The organism is Arthrobacter sp. 01N442, from assembly GCF_056399345.1.
Genome location: NZ_JBFTRD010000004.1, coordinates 650,184 through 664,410, shown reverse-complemented (window position 1 = coordinate 664,410; position 14,227 = coordinate 650,184). Strand labels below are relative to the sequence as shown.

Here is a 14,227-nt window from a genome sequence, read left to right as displayed (position 1 = left end):
GCGGACGCGCCACAGACGCCACAGACGCCTGCAAAGCCTGTCGTTAGCCGGGGAGTCAGCCGGTCGTGACCGGGAGTTAGCTGCTGATCCCGAGGGATTCCAGCATGGGGCGGAACTTGGCCCAGGTTTCCGCCAGTTCGGCCTCGGGCACGGAACCCTCGACGACGCCGCAGCCGGCGTAGAGCCGGACGTTGTCCGGGCCCTCGATGACCGCCCCGCGCAGGGCGATGCCCCACTCACCGTTGCCGGCGGCGTCGAGCCAGCCGACCGGCCCCGCGTACGGGCCGCGGTCCAGGTGCTCGAGCTTGCGGATGAGGGCGCCGGCCACGGTGGTGGGGGTGCCGCAGACCGCCGCCGTGGGGTGCAGGGCGTTGATCAGCGCCAGGCAGGTGGGGACGTGCCCCTCCACCTCGGTCAGTTCGGCTTTGACGTCGGAGGCCAGGTGCCAGACGTTCGGCAGTTCCAGGATGAACGGCTCGCTGTGGGCGTTCATGGCCTCGGAGAAGGGCGCCAGCTGGGTGGTGAGGGATGCGATGGCGATGTCATGCTCATGCCGCTGCTTCTCGGAGCCGGCCAGTACGCGCTCGGCGAACTCCAGCGGCGAGCCGGCCATTCCCTCGGCGTCGCGGCGGTCCAGGGTGCCGGCCAGGACGCGGGCCTGCGCCGTGCGGCCCTCCACCTGGATCAGCATTTCCGGGGTGGAGCCCACCAGCCCGTCGACGCCGTAGGTCCAGCACTCGCGGTACCGGACGGCGAGCTGGCGGAGGATTTCGGCGGCGTTCACGCCGTCGGGGAGGGTGGCGACAATGTCGCGGGCCAATACGAGCTTTTCCAGCGCCCCGGTGCGGATCTCGGCGACGCCCTCAGCGACTGCCGCCATCCACTCCGCCTCGCTGAGCGAGCCGGTGCTCAGTTTGGCTTCCCGCGCGGACGGCCGTGCCGGTGCACCGGGCGCGTCCAGCCAGCGGCGCAGGGCGGCGCGGGCGCCCGCCTCGGTGAGCTCGCCGTCGTCGAACGTGAGCTGGGTGAGCCAGGCGTTGCCGTCGCGCAGGCCCACCACGATTTCGGGGACGATCAGCCGGGAGGAGTGCTCGGAAACCTTGGAGAAGGCGAAGGAGCCAAAGGCCACCGGTCCCGTGCCCGGGCCGCCGACGGCGTCGTCGATCTCCGCTTCCAGCACCAGGTGCCGCCACCAGATGTCCGCCTCGAGGAACCGTTCGGGGCCGGTGGCGGTGAACCTTGCCACCTCGCCGAAACCGACCAGCCCGGCCTCCCGCCGCGTCCAGCAGAGCACGTCGTCACGGACCAGAAACGATGGCAGCCCCCCGGGGAATGAATCTGCATCGAGGGGGACTGTCAGAGTCCTGATAATTCTGCTAAGGGGCGCGCTCGTCATGATGAGACAACACTACTCCCGCCGCGCGCCGCGCCCCGGCCGGGCCGGTGGTTAGGGGGTGCGTCGAAGATTTGAGACAATAACGGGGTGAACCGAGCATCCTTGGATAAGCGTCCGGACGAAGTGGCCACGATGTTTGACGACGTCGCCCCCAAATACGACGTCGTCAATGACGTCCTGTCGATGGGACAGACGCGCCGCTGGCGCCGGATCGTGGTCGAGGCCATGGATGTGAAGGCCGGCCAGCGCGTGCTGGACCTGGCCGCCGGGACCGGCACGTCCAGCGAGCCCTATGCCGACGCCGGCATCGACGTCATCGCCTGCGACTTCTCCCTCGGCATGCTCAAGGTCGGCAAGCGCCGCCGCCCGGACATCGATTTCATCGCCGGGGATGCCACCCGCCTGCCCTTCGCGGACAACAGCTTCGACGCCAGCACGATCTCCTTTGGCCTGCGCAACGTCAACGAGCCGAAGAAGGCCCTCGCCGAGATGCTCCGGGTCACCAAGCCCGGCGGCCGGCTGGTCATCGCCGAGTTCTCCCAGCCCGTGGTGCCGCTCTGGCGCACCATGTACACCGAGTACCTGATGCGCGCGCTGCCCGCGATCGCCGTCAAGGTCTCCTCCAACCCGGACGCCTACGTCTACCTCGCCGAGTCCATCCGCGCCTGGCCGGACCAGGACCACCTTGCCGCCTGGCTGCAGGAAGCCGGCTGGGAGTCCGTGACGTACCGCAACCTCAGCGGCGGAATTGTTGCCGTCCACCGCGCCCAGAAGCCTGCCGGCCCCGGAACCGACCCGGCCGCGGGTGCGAAGGCGCTGGCAAACCACACCGGACCCGTGGCCAAGCTGCGCCGCAACATCACCCGGCCCGAACGTTAGCTGACAGCTGCCGTGAAAGTACTGATCGTCGGGGCTGGTCCGGCAGGATCCACCGCCGCGTTCTACCTTGCCCAGGCCGGCCTCGATGTCACGGTCCTGGAGAAGACGAGCTTTCCGCGTGAAAAAGTCTGCGGCGACGGACTCACCCCGCGCGCGGTCCGCGAGATCCAGACGCTCGGCCTGCCGCACCCGGAATCCGAGGGGTGGCGGCGGAACAAGGGCCTGCGGCTCATCGCCGGGGGCCGCACCATTGAACTGCCCTGGCCCGAGGTCTCCGACTTCCCGCAGTACGGCCTGATCCGCACCCGCCTCGGCTTCGACGAGGAACTGGCCCGGCATGCCCAGTCCGCGGGCGCCGTCGTCCTGGAACGCCACAGCGTCACCGAGGCGCTCCGCTCAGAGGACGGCCGCGTCACCGGCGTCCGGGCCGCGCTGCTGGACGACACCGGCCGCAAGACCGGCGAAACGCGGGACTTCGACGCCGACGTCGTCCTCGCCGCCGACGGGAACTCCACCCGCACCGCCGTGTCGCTCGGCATCCAGAAGCGCGACGACCGGCCGCTGGGTGTGGCCGTGCGCACCTACTTCACCAGCCCGCGGCACGACGACGACTGGATGGAAGGCTGGCTGGAGCTCCCCGGTAAGGACGGCAGGCTGCTGCCCGGCTATGGCTGGGTGTTCGGTGTCGGCGACGGCACCTCCAACGTGGGCCTGGGCATCCTGAACTCCTCCACGGAGTTCGGCAAGCTCGACTACAAACAGGTCCTGCGCGAATGGACCGCCGGGATGCCCGCCGAGTGGGGCTTCGCGCCGGAAAACCAGGTTGGCGAGATCCGCGGCGCCGCGCTGCCGATGGGCTTCAACCGCACCCCGCACTACTCGCCGGGCGTGCTCCTGCTCGGCGACGCCGGGGGGATGGTTTCCCCGTTCAACGGCGAGGGCATCTCCTACGCCATGGAATCCGCGCGCTTCGCCGCCGAGTTCATCATCGACACCGCGGCGCGTTCGGCCTCGGCCGGCTGGAGCGGTGCCGACGCCGACGCCCACCTGGCCGGCTATGCGGACTATGTGCGGGACCAGTGGGGTTCGCACTTCACGCTGGGCCGGGCCTTCGCGGCGCTGATCGGCAAGCCGGCCGTGATGAAGCTGGCTCTGCGTACGGGCATGCCCATCCCAGTGCTGATGAAGTTCGTCGTCCGGCTGCTGGCGAACCTGACCGACCCTTCAGCCAAGGGGATCGAAGACCGGATGATCCGCGTCCTCGAGGCCCTGGTCCCGGCGACTTCCAACAACCGGCCCGTTACAGACTCAAATCCGCGGATTCCGCAACAAAAAGTTAGGGTTAACCCGTGACCAACTCTGCAGACCAAAGCTGGACGCACGCCGGACACGGCCTGCCGAGCGCCGAACCCAGTCTCAACACCACCGCCATCGCCACCGGCCTGCAGCTGCCGGCGGGCTTCGCTGCGATTGCCGGCGACCCGGAACTCGGCCCGGCCATCACCACGAACCTCGCGCGCGTGGAAAAGAAGCTGCGCGAGGCCATCGCCAACTCGGATCCGCTGGCGGACGCGACCTCCCGCCACCTCGTGGAGGCCGGCGGCAAGCGCATTCGGCCGCTGCTGACCCTGCTCTGCGCCCACCTCGGCGACGCCTCGTTGCCGGCCGTCGTGCAGGCCGCCGTCGTCGTTGAACTGACGCATCTGGCCACGCTGTACCACGACGACGTGATGGACTCGGCCCCGCTCCGTCGCGGCGCCCCCACCGCGCACGAGGTCTGGGGCAACTCCGTGGCAGTCCTGACCGGTGACCTCATCTTCGCCCGCGCCTCGATCCTGGTCTCCGAGCTCGGTTCCCGCGCGCTCGGCATCCAAGCCCGGACCTTTGAACGGCTCTGCCTGGGCCAGCTGCACGAGACCGTCGGCCCGCGGCCGGACGAGGATCCGGTGGCGCACTACCTCTCCGTCATCGCGGACAAGACCGGCTCCCTGGTGGCAGCTTCCGGCCAGCTCGGCGCCATCTTCGCCAACGCCGCCCCGGCTTACGAGTCGCTGCTGGTCGAGTACGGCGAGAAGGTGGGCGTCGCGTTCCAGCTCGCCGACGACGTCATCGACGTCACGGGCGTCAAGGTCAAGTCCGGCAAGTCGCCCGGCACCGACCTGCGCGAAGGCGTGCCCACGCTGCCGGTGCTGCTGTTGCGCAAGGCAGCGGACGACGGCGACCACTCCGCCGTCGAGCTGTTGCAGCTCATCGACGGCGACCTGAGCTCCGATGAAGCCCTCGCCGCCGCCGTCGCCGGCCTGCGCGAACACCCTGTCACCGCCGAATCGTGGACCGTGGCGCGCGCCTGGGCCGACGAGGCCATTGCCGCCCTGGCGCCGCTGCCCGAAGGCGTGGTCAAGGATTCGCTGACCAGCTTCGCGCACGCCGTGGTGGACCGCAGCAGCTAGGGTCCGCCGGCGGAATCTGCCGCTTTGGCCCGGCGCCTGGACTTAAACGGAATGGCCCCGGTTCCTCACAACGTTACGAGTCGTCCGTTGTGCGGAACCGGGGCCATTTCTCCGTTCGCATCAGATCCACCGGAGGCATTTGGTGAACCCATGAACAACAATATGACAGGTGTGTCACATTGTCTAGTGGATCTGTAAATTGATTGTCACGGGTTTTGCGGTTGGTGGGCGGCGGACTTTCCCCGCTTATCGTCGCCGGGGGCGTCGGACGACCGGCGAGTCGTGCCGACCCGCCGTCGGGCACCTCCGAACCCGGGGAGAATCCGCCCCGGACTTGTCCACATAGGACCCGGAAGGCCGCCGTGCAATGGGCGCGGGCGGGTCCACTTGAGGCGTGGATGTCACGACGTACATGAAATTTGCCGGCTCCGTTGCGCGGACCGGAACGTTGCTTCAGGCAGGATTCCGGGAACGGGCCATCCGCAACTCGCTTGCCTCGGGGGAGCTCATGCGGCTGCGGCACGGTGTCGTTGCGTTGCCGGGTGCGGCGCCGGACCTGGTGGCCGCGGTTTTGAACAACGGGGTGCTCACCTGTGTCTCGGCGGCCGGCCACCACCGGCTTTGGAGACTCCACGAACCGGAGCGGCTGCACCTCCTGTGCCGCCACGGATCGGCGTCGGGTGTGGTCACCCACAGGGGGAGCCTGGTCCCGCCGGAATTCCCGAAGCCCGTGGCGGGGCTGACGGATACGCTGCTGCACGCCCTCCGATGCCGGCCGCCCGTGGAATCCGCCGTCATGGTGGAAAGCGCGCTGCTGCAGGGACGCACCACGCGGCGGCGTCTTCCCGGCAACCGCAACGGCTCAGCCCGGGCGGTGCTGGACCTGGTGGACGGTTCGGCAGGATCCGCGATCGAGGTGGTAGCCAGGATCTTGTTCCGGAGCGAGGGGATCTTCACGCAGACCCAGGTGGACCTGCCCGGTATCGGGATCGTGGATTTCCTGCTGGAGGGTTTCCTCATCGTGGAGATCGACGGCGGCACACACTTGGAGCCCGCGCAGGTAAAGAAAGACCGCCGACGGAACAACGCCAGCACCCTGACCGGGTACGCGGTGCTGCGCTACGGCTACCAGGACGTCGTTTTCAACCCGGAAAAGATCGTCGCGGAGGTCTGGCAGGTGCTGCGGGGCAGGGTCGTCCGCTGAATCTCCCCATGTTTGGGCAGCCGGGCCCGGACTGGACCGTCGGTTCTGCACAACACGCCGGCAGACCGGCCCAAAGCTGGGGAAACTCCGCAGCCACGGGGCCCGGCAACCCCGGCCCAGGTTGCCTAGTCTTCGTCCTCGTCGTTGAAGGCCCACTCGAACATGTCGAAGACGAACTCGGAGAACGTGCCTTCCTCGCTCTTCCATTGGCCGCGGGCGTTGTTGCGGCGGTACACGATCGGGTCCGGGATGCTGAGGTCGCCCACGCGGAAGCCCCAGGTGAACTGCTCTTCCTCGTCCTCGAGGAACATCAGGAAGCCTTCGTCGTCGACCTCAAGCTCCTCGGGGTCCCAGAAGTAGTGGTAGGCCTCCATGAGGTCCTCGCAGCCGCCAAGGGCCAGATAGAACTCCCGCAGGACCAGCGGGACCTGGAATTGATGCTCGGCCAGGGCTGCATCCAGCTCCTCCGCCGGCAACCCGTCCTCTTCCTGCCATTCGTCTTCGAGATACTTCGGAACAAGCGCACGGAACTTCTCGAGGAACATGTCAGTCATGCTCTTATCCTAGCTAATCCGAGGGGCCGGTTTCGGCCGCGTCCGCGCCCCGCCGGTGCCAGCCGCGGACCGCCAGCGGCGCGTACCAATGGCGCCGCCAGGCGGTGACGCGGAACGCGAAGACTATGGCCGCCACGGCGCTGGCCGTCAGTGCCGTGAACACCCCGGTGACGGACAGCACCACCGTCAACGTTGCCCCCGCGAACGCGGGCAGGGCGTAGATGTCCTTGGGGTTGAAGAGCTGCGGCACCTCATTGGCGGTGATGTCCCGCAGCAGGCCGCCGCCCACCGCCGTCGTGACGCCCAGAAGAACCGCCGCCACCGGATGCATCCCGGCGGCGAGGGCCTTCAGGCTGCCCGTGATGCAGAACAGGGCGAGGCCGCCGGCGTCGAAGAGGACCAGCAGCGAGGTGAAGCGCTGGACACTCGAGAAGAGGAAATACACCAGCACCGTGGCGAGCAGCGGTGGAACGAGGTACGCCGGGTTGGTGAAGGCCGCCGGTGGTCCCGAGTGGATGATGATGTCGCGGATGACGCCGCCGCCCAGGCTCACCACCGAGGCCAGCAGCAGGGACCCCACAATGTCGAACTGCTTCCGCGCCGCGAGCAGCGAACCGGAGACCGCGAAGAAGAACACGCCGGCGAGGTCCAGCCAGACCAGAACGAGGCTGAAGGAGAAAGTCATGGGGCGTCCCGGTCGGTTGCAGGGGGGCGGATAGGGCGGCTCCAAGGTTACGCTAACGCCTATGAATAGCCCCATCCTGATCGCCTGCGCCCACGGCACCTCCAGCCCACAGGGGGCCGCGGAAGTCAACGCCCTGCGGGCCGGAATCGCGGCGCTGCGTCCCGGGCTCGACGTCCGCGAAGCCTACGTCGACGTTCAGGACCCGGAGCTGCCGGCCGTGGTGGCGGGGCTCCCGGCGGGGGAGGCCGCCGTCGTCGTGCCGCTGCTGCTCAGCGTCGGGTACCACGTGAAGGTGGACATCGCCCGGGCCGTGAAGAGCCGGCCGGGCACCCTGGCCGCGGCGCCGCTGGGACCGGACCCGCGCCTCGCGGCCTTGCTGGACCAGCGGTTGCGCGAGGCCGGCGTGACCGACAACGACGCCGTGGTCCTCGCCGCCGCGGGCTCCTCCGACGCCACCGCCGCGGAAAACGTCGAGGAGCTCGCCGGACAGTTGCGGGCCCTCCGTTCCAACCGGATCGTGGCAGCCTACGGCGCCTCGGCGACCCCGTCGGTGCCCGAGGCCGTGGCCATGCTCCGCGAGGAGGCGGCGGGCGGTGCCGGTGCGGGGCTCTCGGCTGGGGCGGTGGACCTGGGCGGTCGCGTGGTCATCGCGTCCTATCTGCTGGCGCCCGGCTTCTTCCACGACCAGCTCGCCAAGGCCGGCGCGGACCTGGTCACCGCGCCGCTGCTGCCCTCCCCGGTGCTCGCCGAGATCGCACTGGCCCGTTACGACGCGGCCGTCGCCGGCAGCGCTTCATGACGAAATATTGCCCCAGGTGACCCCGCGTTTCTGACCCTTTGTGAGGCCATTCCGGCCGCCCTACAGTCGATCCATGACTGATACAGCTCTAGCCGGAGCGTCCTCGGACCAGGCTGCCGCAGGCCGCGCCAAACGACCCGCCCGCCCCGCCGCCAAGCCGCACGGGCAGTGGAAAGTGGACGGCACCGCCCCGCTGAACGCCAACGAAACCTGGAAGCAGGAGGACAATGGCCTGAACGTGCGCGAGCGTATCGAGTCGGTCTACGCCAAGCACGGCTTCGACTCGATCGACGGCACGGACCTGCACGGCCGCTTCCGCTGGTGGGGCCTCTACACCCAGCGCAAGCCAGGGATCGACGGCGGTAAGACCGCCACGCTGGAGCCGCACGAACTCGAAGACAAGTACTTCATGCTCCGGGTCAGGATCGACGGCGGAGCCCTCACCACCGAACAGCTGCGCGTCATCGGCCGGATCTCCGTGGACTTCGCCCGCGGCTCTGCCGACCTCACCGACCGGCAGAACATCCAGCTGCACTGGATCCGCGTGGAGGACGTCCCTGAAATCTGGCGCCGGCTCGAGGCGGTGGGACTGTCCACCACCGAGGCCTGCGGCGACGTGCCCCGCGTGATCCTCGGTTCCCCGGTGGCCGGGATCGCCAAGGACGAGATCATCGACCCCACGCCGCTGATCCAGGAACTCGCCGAGCGGTTCATCGGGGACCCGGAGCTGGCCAACCTGCCGCGCAAATTCAAGACCGCCATCACCGGCCACCCCAGCCAGGACGTGGTGCACGAGATCAACGACGTCGCCCTGGTGGGCCTGGTCCACCCCGAGCACGGGCCCGGCTACGACCTCTGGGTGGGCGGCGCGCTCTCCACCAACCCGATGCTGGGCAAGCGCCTCGGTGCGTTCGTCCGCCCCGAGCAGGCCGCCGACGTCTGGCTCGGCGTCACCAGCATCTTCCGTGACTACGGCTACCGGCGGATGCGCACCAAGGCCCGGCTGAAGTTCCTGCTGGCCGACTGGGGGGCGGAGAAGTTCCGACAGGTCCTCGAGGACGAATACCTCGGCTACAAGCTCAGCGACGGCCCGGCCGCCCCGAAACCGGCCACGCCCGGTGACCACATCGGCGTGCACGAACAAAAGGACGGCAGGTTCTTCATCGGCGCCACCCCGCTGGCCGGACGGCTCTCCGGCAGTCAGCTCGTGCGACTCGCGGACACCCTAGAAGCCCGCGGCTCCCGGCGGCTGCGCACCACGCCGCACCAGAAGCTCGTGGTCCTCGACGTGCCTGCGGACGAGGTGGAACCCCTCGTGGCCGAGCTCGACGCCCTGGGCCTCTCCGCGCGGCCGTCCGTGTTCCGCCGCGGCACCATCGCCTGCACCGGGATCGAATTCTGCAAACTCGCGATCGTCGAAACGAAGGTCACGGCCGCCACCGCCGTCGCCGAACTGGAGCGCCGCCTCGCCGACCTGGTCGAGGCCAGGCAGCTCCCGCAGGCGCTGTCGCTGCACATCAACGGCTGCCCCAACTCCTGCGCCCGGATCCAGACCGCGGACATCGGCCTCAAGGGCATGATGCTTCCCACGCCCGACGGCGACCCCACCCCGGGTTTCCAGGTCCACCTGGGCGGCGGACTGGCGTCCGACAGCCGCGAGGAAGCTGGGCTGGGACGCACCGTCCGCGGCCTCAAGGTCACGGCCGGGGAGCTGCCGGACTATGTGGAGTGGGTGGTCCGGAAATTCGTCGCCAACCGCGCCGAAGACCAGACCTTCGCCGAGTGGGCCTTCGCCGCGGAAGAGGGTGACCTTCAGTGAGCAAGCACGCACTGGGAATGCAGCCCGTGGCACTCCGCTCCCACGACGAACTCCGGGCTCTCGCCGACGCCGGCGCCGCCGAGCTCGGCTGGGACGCCCCGGCCCGCGAGGTGATCGGCTGGGCGGCGCGCAACTTCGAACTCCCAGCCGTCGCCGTCGCCTGCTCCATGGCCGATGCCGTGCTGCCCGCGCTCGTCGCGGACCAGCTTCCCGGCGTCGACGTGCTGTTCCTTGAGACCGGTTACCACTTCCCGGAAACCTACGCGACGCGCGACGAGGTGGCCGCGAACCTGCGCGTCAACGTCGTCAACGTGCTGCCGGAGAACACCGTGGAGCAGCAGGACCGGCTGCTGGGCAAGGACCTCTTCGCCCGCGACGCCGCCCAGTGCTGCGCGCTGCGCAAGGTGGCCCCGCTGCGCCGCACCCTCGCCGGCTACGAGCTGTGGTTCACCGGTGTCCGCCGCGACGAGGCCCCCACCCGCACCAACACGCCGCTGGTCAGCTGGGACGAAGCCAACGGCTTGGTGAAGGTGAACCCGGTCGCCGCCTGGACCTTCGACCAGCTGGTCCAGTACTCCGGGGACCACCTCCTCCCCGTCAACCCGCTGCTTTCACAGGGCTACCCGTCCATTGGCTGCCAGCCCTGCACTCGCAAGGTGGCGCCCGGCGACGACCCCCGCGCCGGACGCTGGGCAGGAACCGACAAGACAGAATGCGGACTACACGTATGAGCAACTTCCTGACTTCCGTGGACACTTTCCCCACCACCGCCCCCGACCCCGTGGCAGGCTACGCATCCACAGCAGATGCCGCCCCCGTCACCTCCGCCTCCGCGGCAGATGCCGCCCCCGCCCCTGCGCCGCGCGGCATCCGTCCTTCGGACGATGCGCGCGGCTCCGACAGGCCCGATGCCACTCCCGGGGCGGCATCTGCCGCTGCGGCTCTCTTGTCGAGTCACCTTAGTTCTGGGGCTACTCGCGCGGCCCGCCTCTCAGCCCTGGACACTCTGGAATCGGAAGCGATCCATATCATCCGCGAAGTTGTTGCCGAGTTTGAGAAGCCCGCGTTGCTGTTCTCCGGGGGCAAGGATTCTGTGGTGATGCTGCACTTGGCCACCAAGGCGTTCTGGCCCGGGAAGGTGCCGTTCCCGGTGCTGCATGTGGACACCGGGCACAACTTTCCGGAGGTGATCGAGTTCCGGGACCGGACCGTGGAACGGCTGGGGCTCCGGCTCGTCGTCGGCAGCGTGCAGGCGTTCATCGATTCCGGTGAGCTGGCCGAGCGCGCGGACGGTACCCGGAACCCGCTGCAGACCGTCCCGCTGCTGGACGCGATCCAGCGCAACAAGTTCGACGCCGTCTTCGGCGGCGGCCGCCGGGACGAGGACAAGGCGCGGGCCAAGGAGCGCATCCTGAGCCTGCGCGATGAATTCGGCCAGTGGGACCCGCGGAACCAGCGCCCCGAACTGTGGAACCTCTACAACGGCCGGCACACCGTGGGCCAGCACGTCCGGGCCTTCCCGATCAGCAACTGGACCGAGCTGGACGTGTGGCGCTACATCGAGCGCGAGAACATTGAGCTGCCCGGCCTGTACTACGCCCACGAGCGGGAGGTCTTCGCCCGCGACGGCATGTGGCGCGCGGTCGGCGAGGTCTCGCAGCCCCGCGAGGACGAGCAGGTCATCACCAAGACCGTCCGTTACCGGACCGTCGGCGACATGTCCTGCACCGGCGCCGTCGAATCGGCGGCCGCCACCGTGCGCGACGTCGTGGTCGAGGTCGCCGCCTCCACCATCACCGAACGTGGCGCCACCCGGGCCGATGACCGCATCTCCGAGGCCGCCATGGAAGACCGCAAGAAGGACGGCTATTTCTAATGAGCACGGACACTTTCCTCCCCGACGCCGGGCTGGACGCGCTGCCCGCCACGCTGTTCCGCTTCGCCACCGCAGGCTCCGTCGACGACGGCAAGTCCACCCTGGTGGGCCGGCTCCTGCACGATTCGAAGGCGATCCTCGCCGACCAGCTCGACGCCGTCGCCCGCACCTCCGCGGACCGCGGCTTCGGCGGATCCGGAGCCACGGACCCCAACGGGAAACAGCGGATCGACCTCGCCCTGCTGACGGACGGGCTTCGTGCCGAACGGGAGCAGGGCATCACCATCGACGTCGCCTACCGCTACTTCGCCACGGACCGGCGCAGCTTCATCCTCGCGGACTGCCCCGGGCACGTGCAGTACACCAAGAACACCGTCACCGGCGCGTCCACCGCGGACGCCGTCGTCGTGCTGATCGACGCCCGCAAGGGTGTCCTGGAGCAGACCCGCCGGCACCTGTCCGTGCTGCAGCTGCTGCGGGTGGCCCACGTGATTGTCGCGGTGAACAAGATCGACCTCGTGGACTTCAGCGAGGACGTGTTCCGCGCCATCGAGGCCGACGTCCAGCAGGTGGGGCGCGAGCTCGGGCTCGGTTCGGATGGCATCAGTGACCTGCTGGTAATCCCGGTTTCGGCGCTCGACGGCGACAACGTCGTGGACCGCTCCGGCCGCACGCCCTGGTACCAGGGCCCGGCACTGTTGGAGGTCCTGGAGACGCTGCCGGCCGCCGACGAACTCGAGAGCCACCTGGAGAGTTTCCGCTTCCCGGTCCAGCTGGTCATCCGCCCGCAGGGTGCGCTGGCGCCCGACGCCGTCGCAGGCGGACTCGACGTCGAGAGTTACCGTGACTACCGCGCCTACGCCGGGCAGATCACCGAGGGCACGGTGCGGCTGGGGGACAAGGTCAGCATCCTGACTCCGGGACAGGCGCCCCGCACCACCACCGTCACCGGGATCGACTTTGCCGGCCGTGAACTGGCCGAAGCCGTGGCACCGCAGTCGGTTGCGCTGCGGCTTGCCGATGAGGTCGACGTGGCCCGCGGCGACACGATCGCAGCGGCGGGGCCCGACGGTGGCAAAATACCGGAGTCCACCGCCGACCTCTATGCGGCGCTGTGCTGGCTCTCGCCCAAACCCCTCCGCGAGGGCGCGAAGGTGCTGGTGAAACATGGCACCAGCACCGTCCAGGCGCTGGTCCGCAACGTCAGCGGCAAACTGGACCTGGCCACCTTCCATCTGGAAGGCGCGTCCACGCTTGGGCTCAACGACATCGGCCATGCCCAGCTGCGGCTCGCGGCCCCGCTGCCGCTGGAGAACTACCTGCACCACCGGAGGACCGGAGCGGTCCTGCTGATCGATCCGCAGGACGGCAACACCCTCGCCGCCGGGCTCGTCAAGGACCACCCCGGCGACCACGAGGACGAGCGCTACTCGATCTGAGGCTGGCTGATCCGGGCCGCCGCGTTACGGCTTTCCGCCCCGCGATAGCTGAAACCGGCGGCCTTGGATACCCTGCTGTTGAGAGGCGCTGCGCGAGGATCCGAGGGGGACCCGTTGGAAGATCATGATTCCGTTGTAGCCAGGTCCCTGGAGCAATACGGTGCCCTGTTGCCCCGGCTGAATGCGGCCTCCGAGGCGATCGGGAACGCCATCCGCGCCCGGCTCCGCGACGACGGCCTCAACCACCACACCGTGCAGGCCCGGGTCAAGGACTCGGACTCGGTCAAGGAGAAACTGGGCCGTCTGACTACCGACGGCAGATTCAAGTACGAACGCGGCCTTGAACAGCTGGACGACCTCGTTGGCGTCCGGATCATCATGTTCCTGGAACCGGACATTGCGGACGTCGCCACGGCCCTGAAGGGGCAGTTCAACTGCCGCGAGGACGACGACAAGACCAGCACGCAGCGGCGGAACGGCCAGATCGGCTATGCCGGCCGGCACCTCATCCTCGAAGTCCCTGCCGGGAACGTTCCCGTGGGCTGCCACCCGTTCGTCGGGGACCGCTTCGAAGTCCAGATCCGGACGGTGCTCCAGCACGCATGGGCCGCCTTTGAGCATGACATCCGCTACAAGGGGCTCGCCGAGGCCAACGCGGAAGTGGACCGGGCGTTCACCATGGCGTCGACCTTGATCGAACTCGCCGACGCCCAGTTTTCGGCAATCAACGACATCGTCAAACGCCGCCAAGCCGAAAGCACGGCCGAGTTCGCCGCCAACCCGGCGACCGAGCTGACCGGGGAGATCCTGCACGACATGCTGGCCCGCCTGCTGCCCGAACACCCCAGAAGCCAGGCCCGGCAGTACGGCTGGCTGGGCGACGTACTGGCAAGCAACGGTGTGCGGACCGTGGCCGACGCCGAGCAGTTGTTCGGTGCCGCCGACTGGTCCGGTGTGGCGAAGCGAATGGACTACAAGTTCCCCGCCGGCCATGTGCGGATTGCCGACGACTTCCTGCTGAAAACCTGGGGCATGGACTACATCGCACGGACCAAGTCCCTGGGCGGCGATCCCAAACGGGAGGCGAAGCTGACCTTCCGGCTGGAGCGGATGCAGGACTGAACCG

The 14,227-nt window shown here is 68.8% G+C and carries 13 protein-coding genes; 10 read left to right on the top strand and 3 right to left on the bottom strand.

The window, feature by feature from the left end; genetic code table 11:
* Positions 1-76: 76 nt before the first annotated feature.
* The gene (locus AC1DNC_RS10545; protein ID WP_476862485.1) at positions 77-1,396 is read right to left on the bottom strand and encodes an isochorismate synthase; all 1,320 of its coding nucleotides are present in this window, start codon (positions 1,394-1,396) and stop codon (positions 77-79) included.
* Positions 1,397-1,483: 87 nt separating this feature from the next.
* Here AC1DNC_RS10545 and AC1DNC_RS10540 point away from each other — a divergent pair, with 87 nt between their 5' ends.
* The 4 genes from AC1DNC_RS10540 (at position 1,484) to AC1DNC_RS10525 (ending at position 5,929) form a co-directional block, all read left to right on the top strand.
* Positions 1,484-2,275, top strand: a complete 792-nt coding sequence (locus AC1DNC_RS10540; RefSeq protein WP_476862484.1) for a demethylmenaquinone methyltransferase — start codon at positions 1,484-1,486, stop codon at positions 2,273-2,275.
* 12 nt (positions 2,276-2,287) lie between these two features.
* Positions 2,288-3,628 carry a geranylgeranyl reductase family protein gene (locus AC1DNC_RS10535; RefSeq protein ID WP_476862483.1) on the top strand — a complete coding sequence of 447 codons (1,341 nt, stop codon included), beginning with the start codon at positions 2,288-2,290 and terminating at the stop codon, positions 3,626-3,628.
* Positions 3,625-4,725 (top strand): polyprenyl synthetase family protein, encoded by a 1,101-nt coding sequence (locus tag AC1DNC_RS10530; RefSeq protein WP_476862482.1) that lies wholly within the window; start codon positions 3,625-3,627, stop codon positions 4,723-4,725. The genes AC1DNC_RS10535 and AC1DNC_RS10530 overlap by 4 nt, the downstream gene beginning before the upstream one ends.
* Before the next feature lie 394 nt (positions 4,726-5,119).
* Positions 5,120-5,929, top strand: coding sequence for an endonuclease domain-containing protein (locus AC1DNC_RS10525; protein WP_476862481.1), 810 nt, complete (start codon positions 5,120-5,122; stop codon positions 5,927-5,929).
* Positions 5,930-6,054: 125 nt separating this feature from the next.
* Here AC1DNC_RS10525 and AC1DNC_RS10520 read toward each other — a convergent pair whose 3' ends face one another.
* Both AC1DNC_RS10520 and AC1DNC_RS10515 read right to left on the bottom strand, forming a co-directional pair.
* Positions 6,055-6,483, bottom strand: coding sequence for a hypothetical protein (locus AC1DNC_RS10520; protein ID WP_476862480.1), 429 nt, complete (start codon positions 6,481-6,483; stop codon positions 6,055-6,057).
* 13 nt (positions 6,484-6,496) lie between these two features.
* A complete protein-coding gene (locus AC1DNC_RS10515; RefSeq protein ID WP_476862479.1) occupies positions 6,497-7,168 on the bottom strand; it encodes a trimeric intracellular cation channel family protein in 672 nt (223 codons plus the stop codon).
* A gap of 61 nt (positions 7,169-7,229) precedes the next feature.
* Here AC1DNC_RS10515 and AC1DNC_RS10510 point away from each other — a divergent pair, with 61 nt between their 5' ends.
* The 6 genes from AC1DNC_RS10510 to AC1DNC_RS10485 all read left to right on the top strand — a co-directional run bounded on the left by AC1DNC_RS10510 (position 7,230) and on the right by AC1DNC_RS10485 (position 14,223).
* Entirely contained in the window at positions 7,230-7,967 is a 738-nt protein-coding gene (locus AC1DNC_RS10510) for a sirohydrochlorin chelatase (protein WP_476862478.1), read from the top strand.
* Positions 7,968-8,040: 73 nt separating this feature from the next.
* Positions 8,041-9,786 (top strand): nitrite/sulfite reductase, encoded by a 1,746-nt coding sequence (locus tag AC1DNC_RS10505; protein ID WP_476862477.1) that lies wholly within the window; start codon positions 8,041-8,043, stop codon positions 9,784-9,786.
* A complete protein-coding gene (locus tag AC1DNC_RS10500; RefSeq protein ID WP_476862476.1) occupies positions 9,783-10,517 on the top strand; it encodes a phosphoadenylyl-sulfate reductase in 735 nt (244 codons plus the stop codon). The genes AC1DNC_RS10505 and AC1DNC_RS10500 overlap by 4 nt, the downstream gene beginning before the upstream one ends.
* A complete protein-coding gene (gene cysD / locus AC1DNC_RS10495) occupies positions 10,514-11,662 on the top strand; it encodes a sulfate adenylyltransferase subunit CysD (protein WP_476862475.1) in 1,149 nt (382 codons plus the stop codon). Before AC1DNC_RS10500 ends, cysD begins: the two co-directional genes overlap by 4 nt.
* Positions 11,662-13,101: a sulfate adenylyltransferase subunit 1 gene (locus tag AC1DNC_RS10490; protein WP_476862474.1), complete on the top strand. Its 1,440-nt coding sequence runs from the start codon at positions 11,662-11,664 to the stop codon at positions 13,099-13,101. Before cysD ends, AC1DNC_RS10490 begins: the two co-directional genes overlap by 1 nt.
* Positions 13,102-13,269: 168 nt before the next feature.
* On the top strand, positions 13,270-14,223 hold the full coding sequence (locus AC1DNC_RS10485; RefSeq protein WP_476862473.1) for a GTP pyrophosphokinase: 954 nt from the start codon (positions 13,270-13,272) through the stop codon (positions 14,221-14,223).
* Positions 14,224-14,227: the final 4 nt, after the last annotated feature.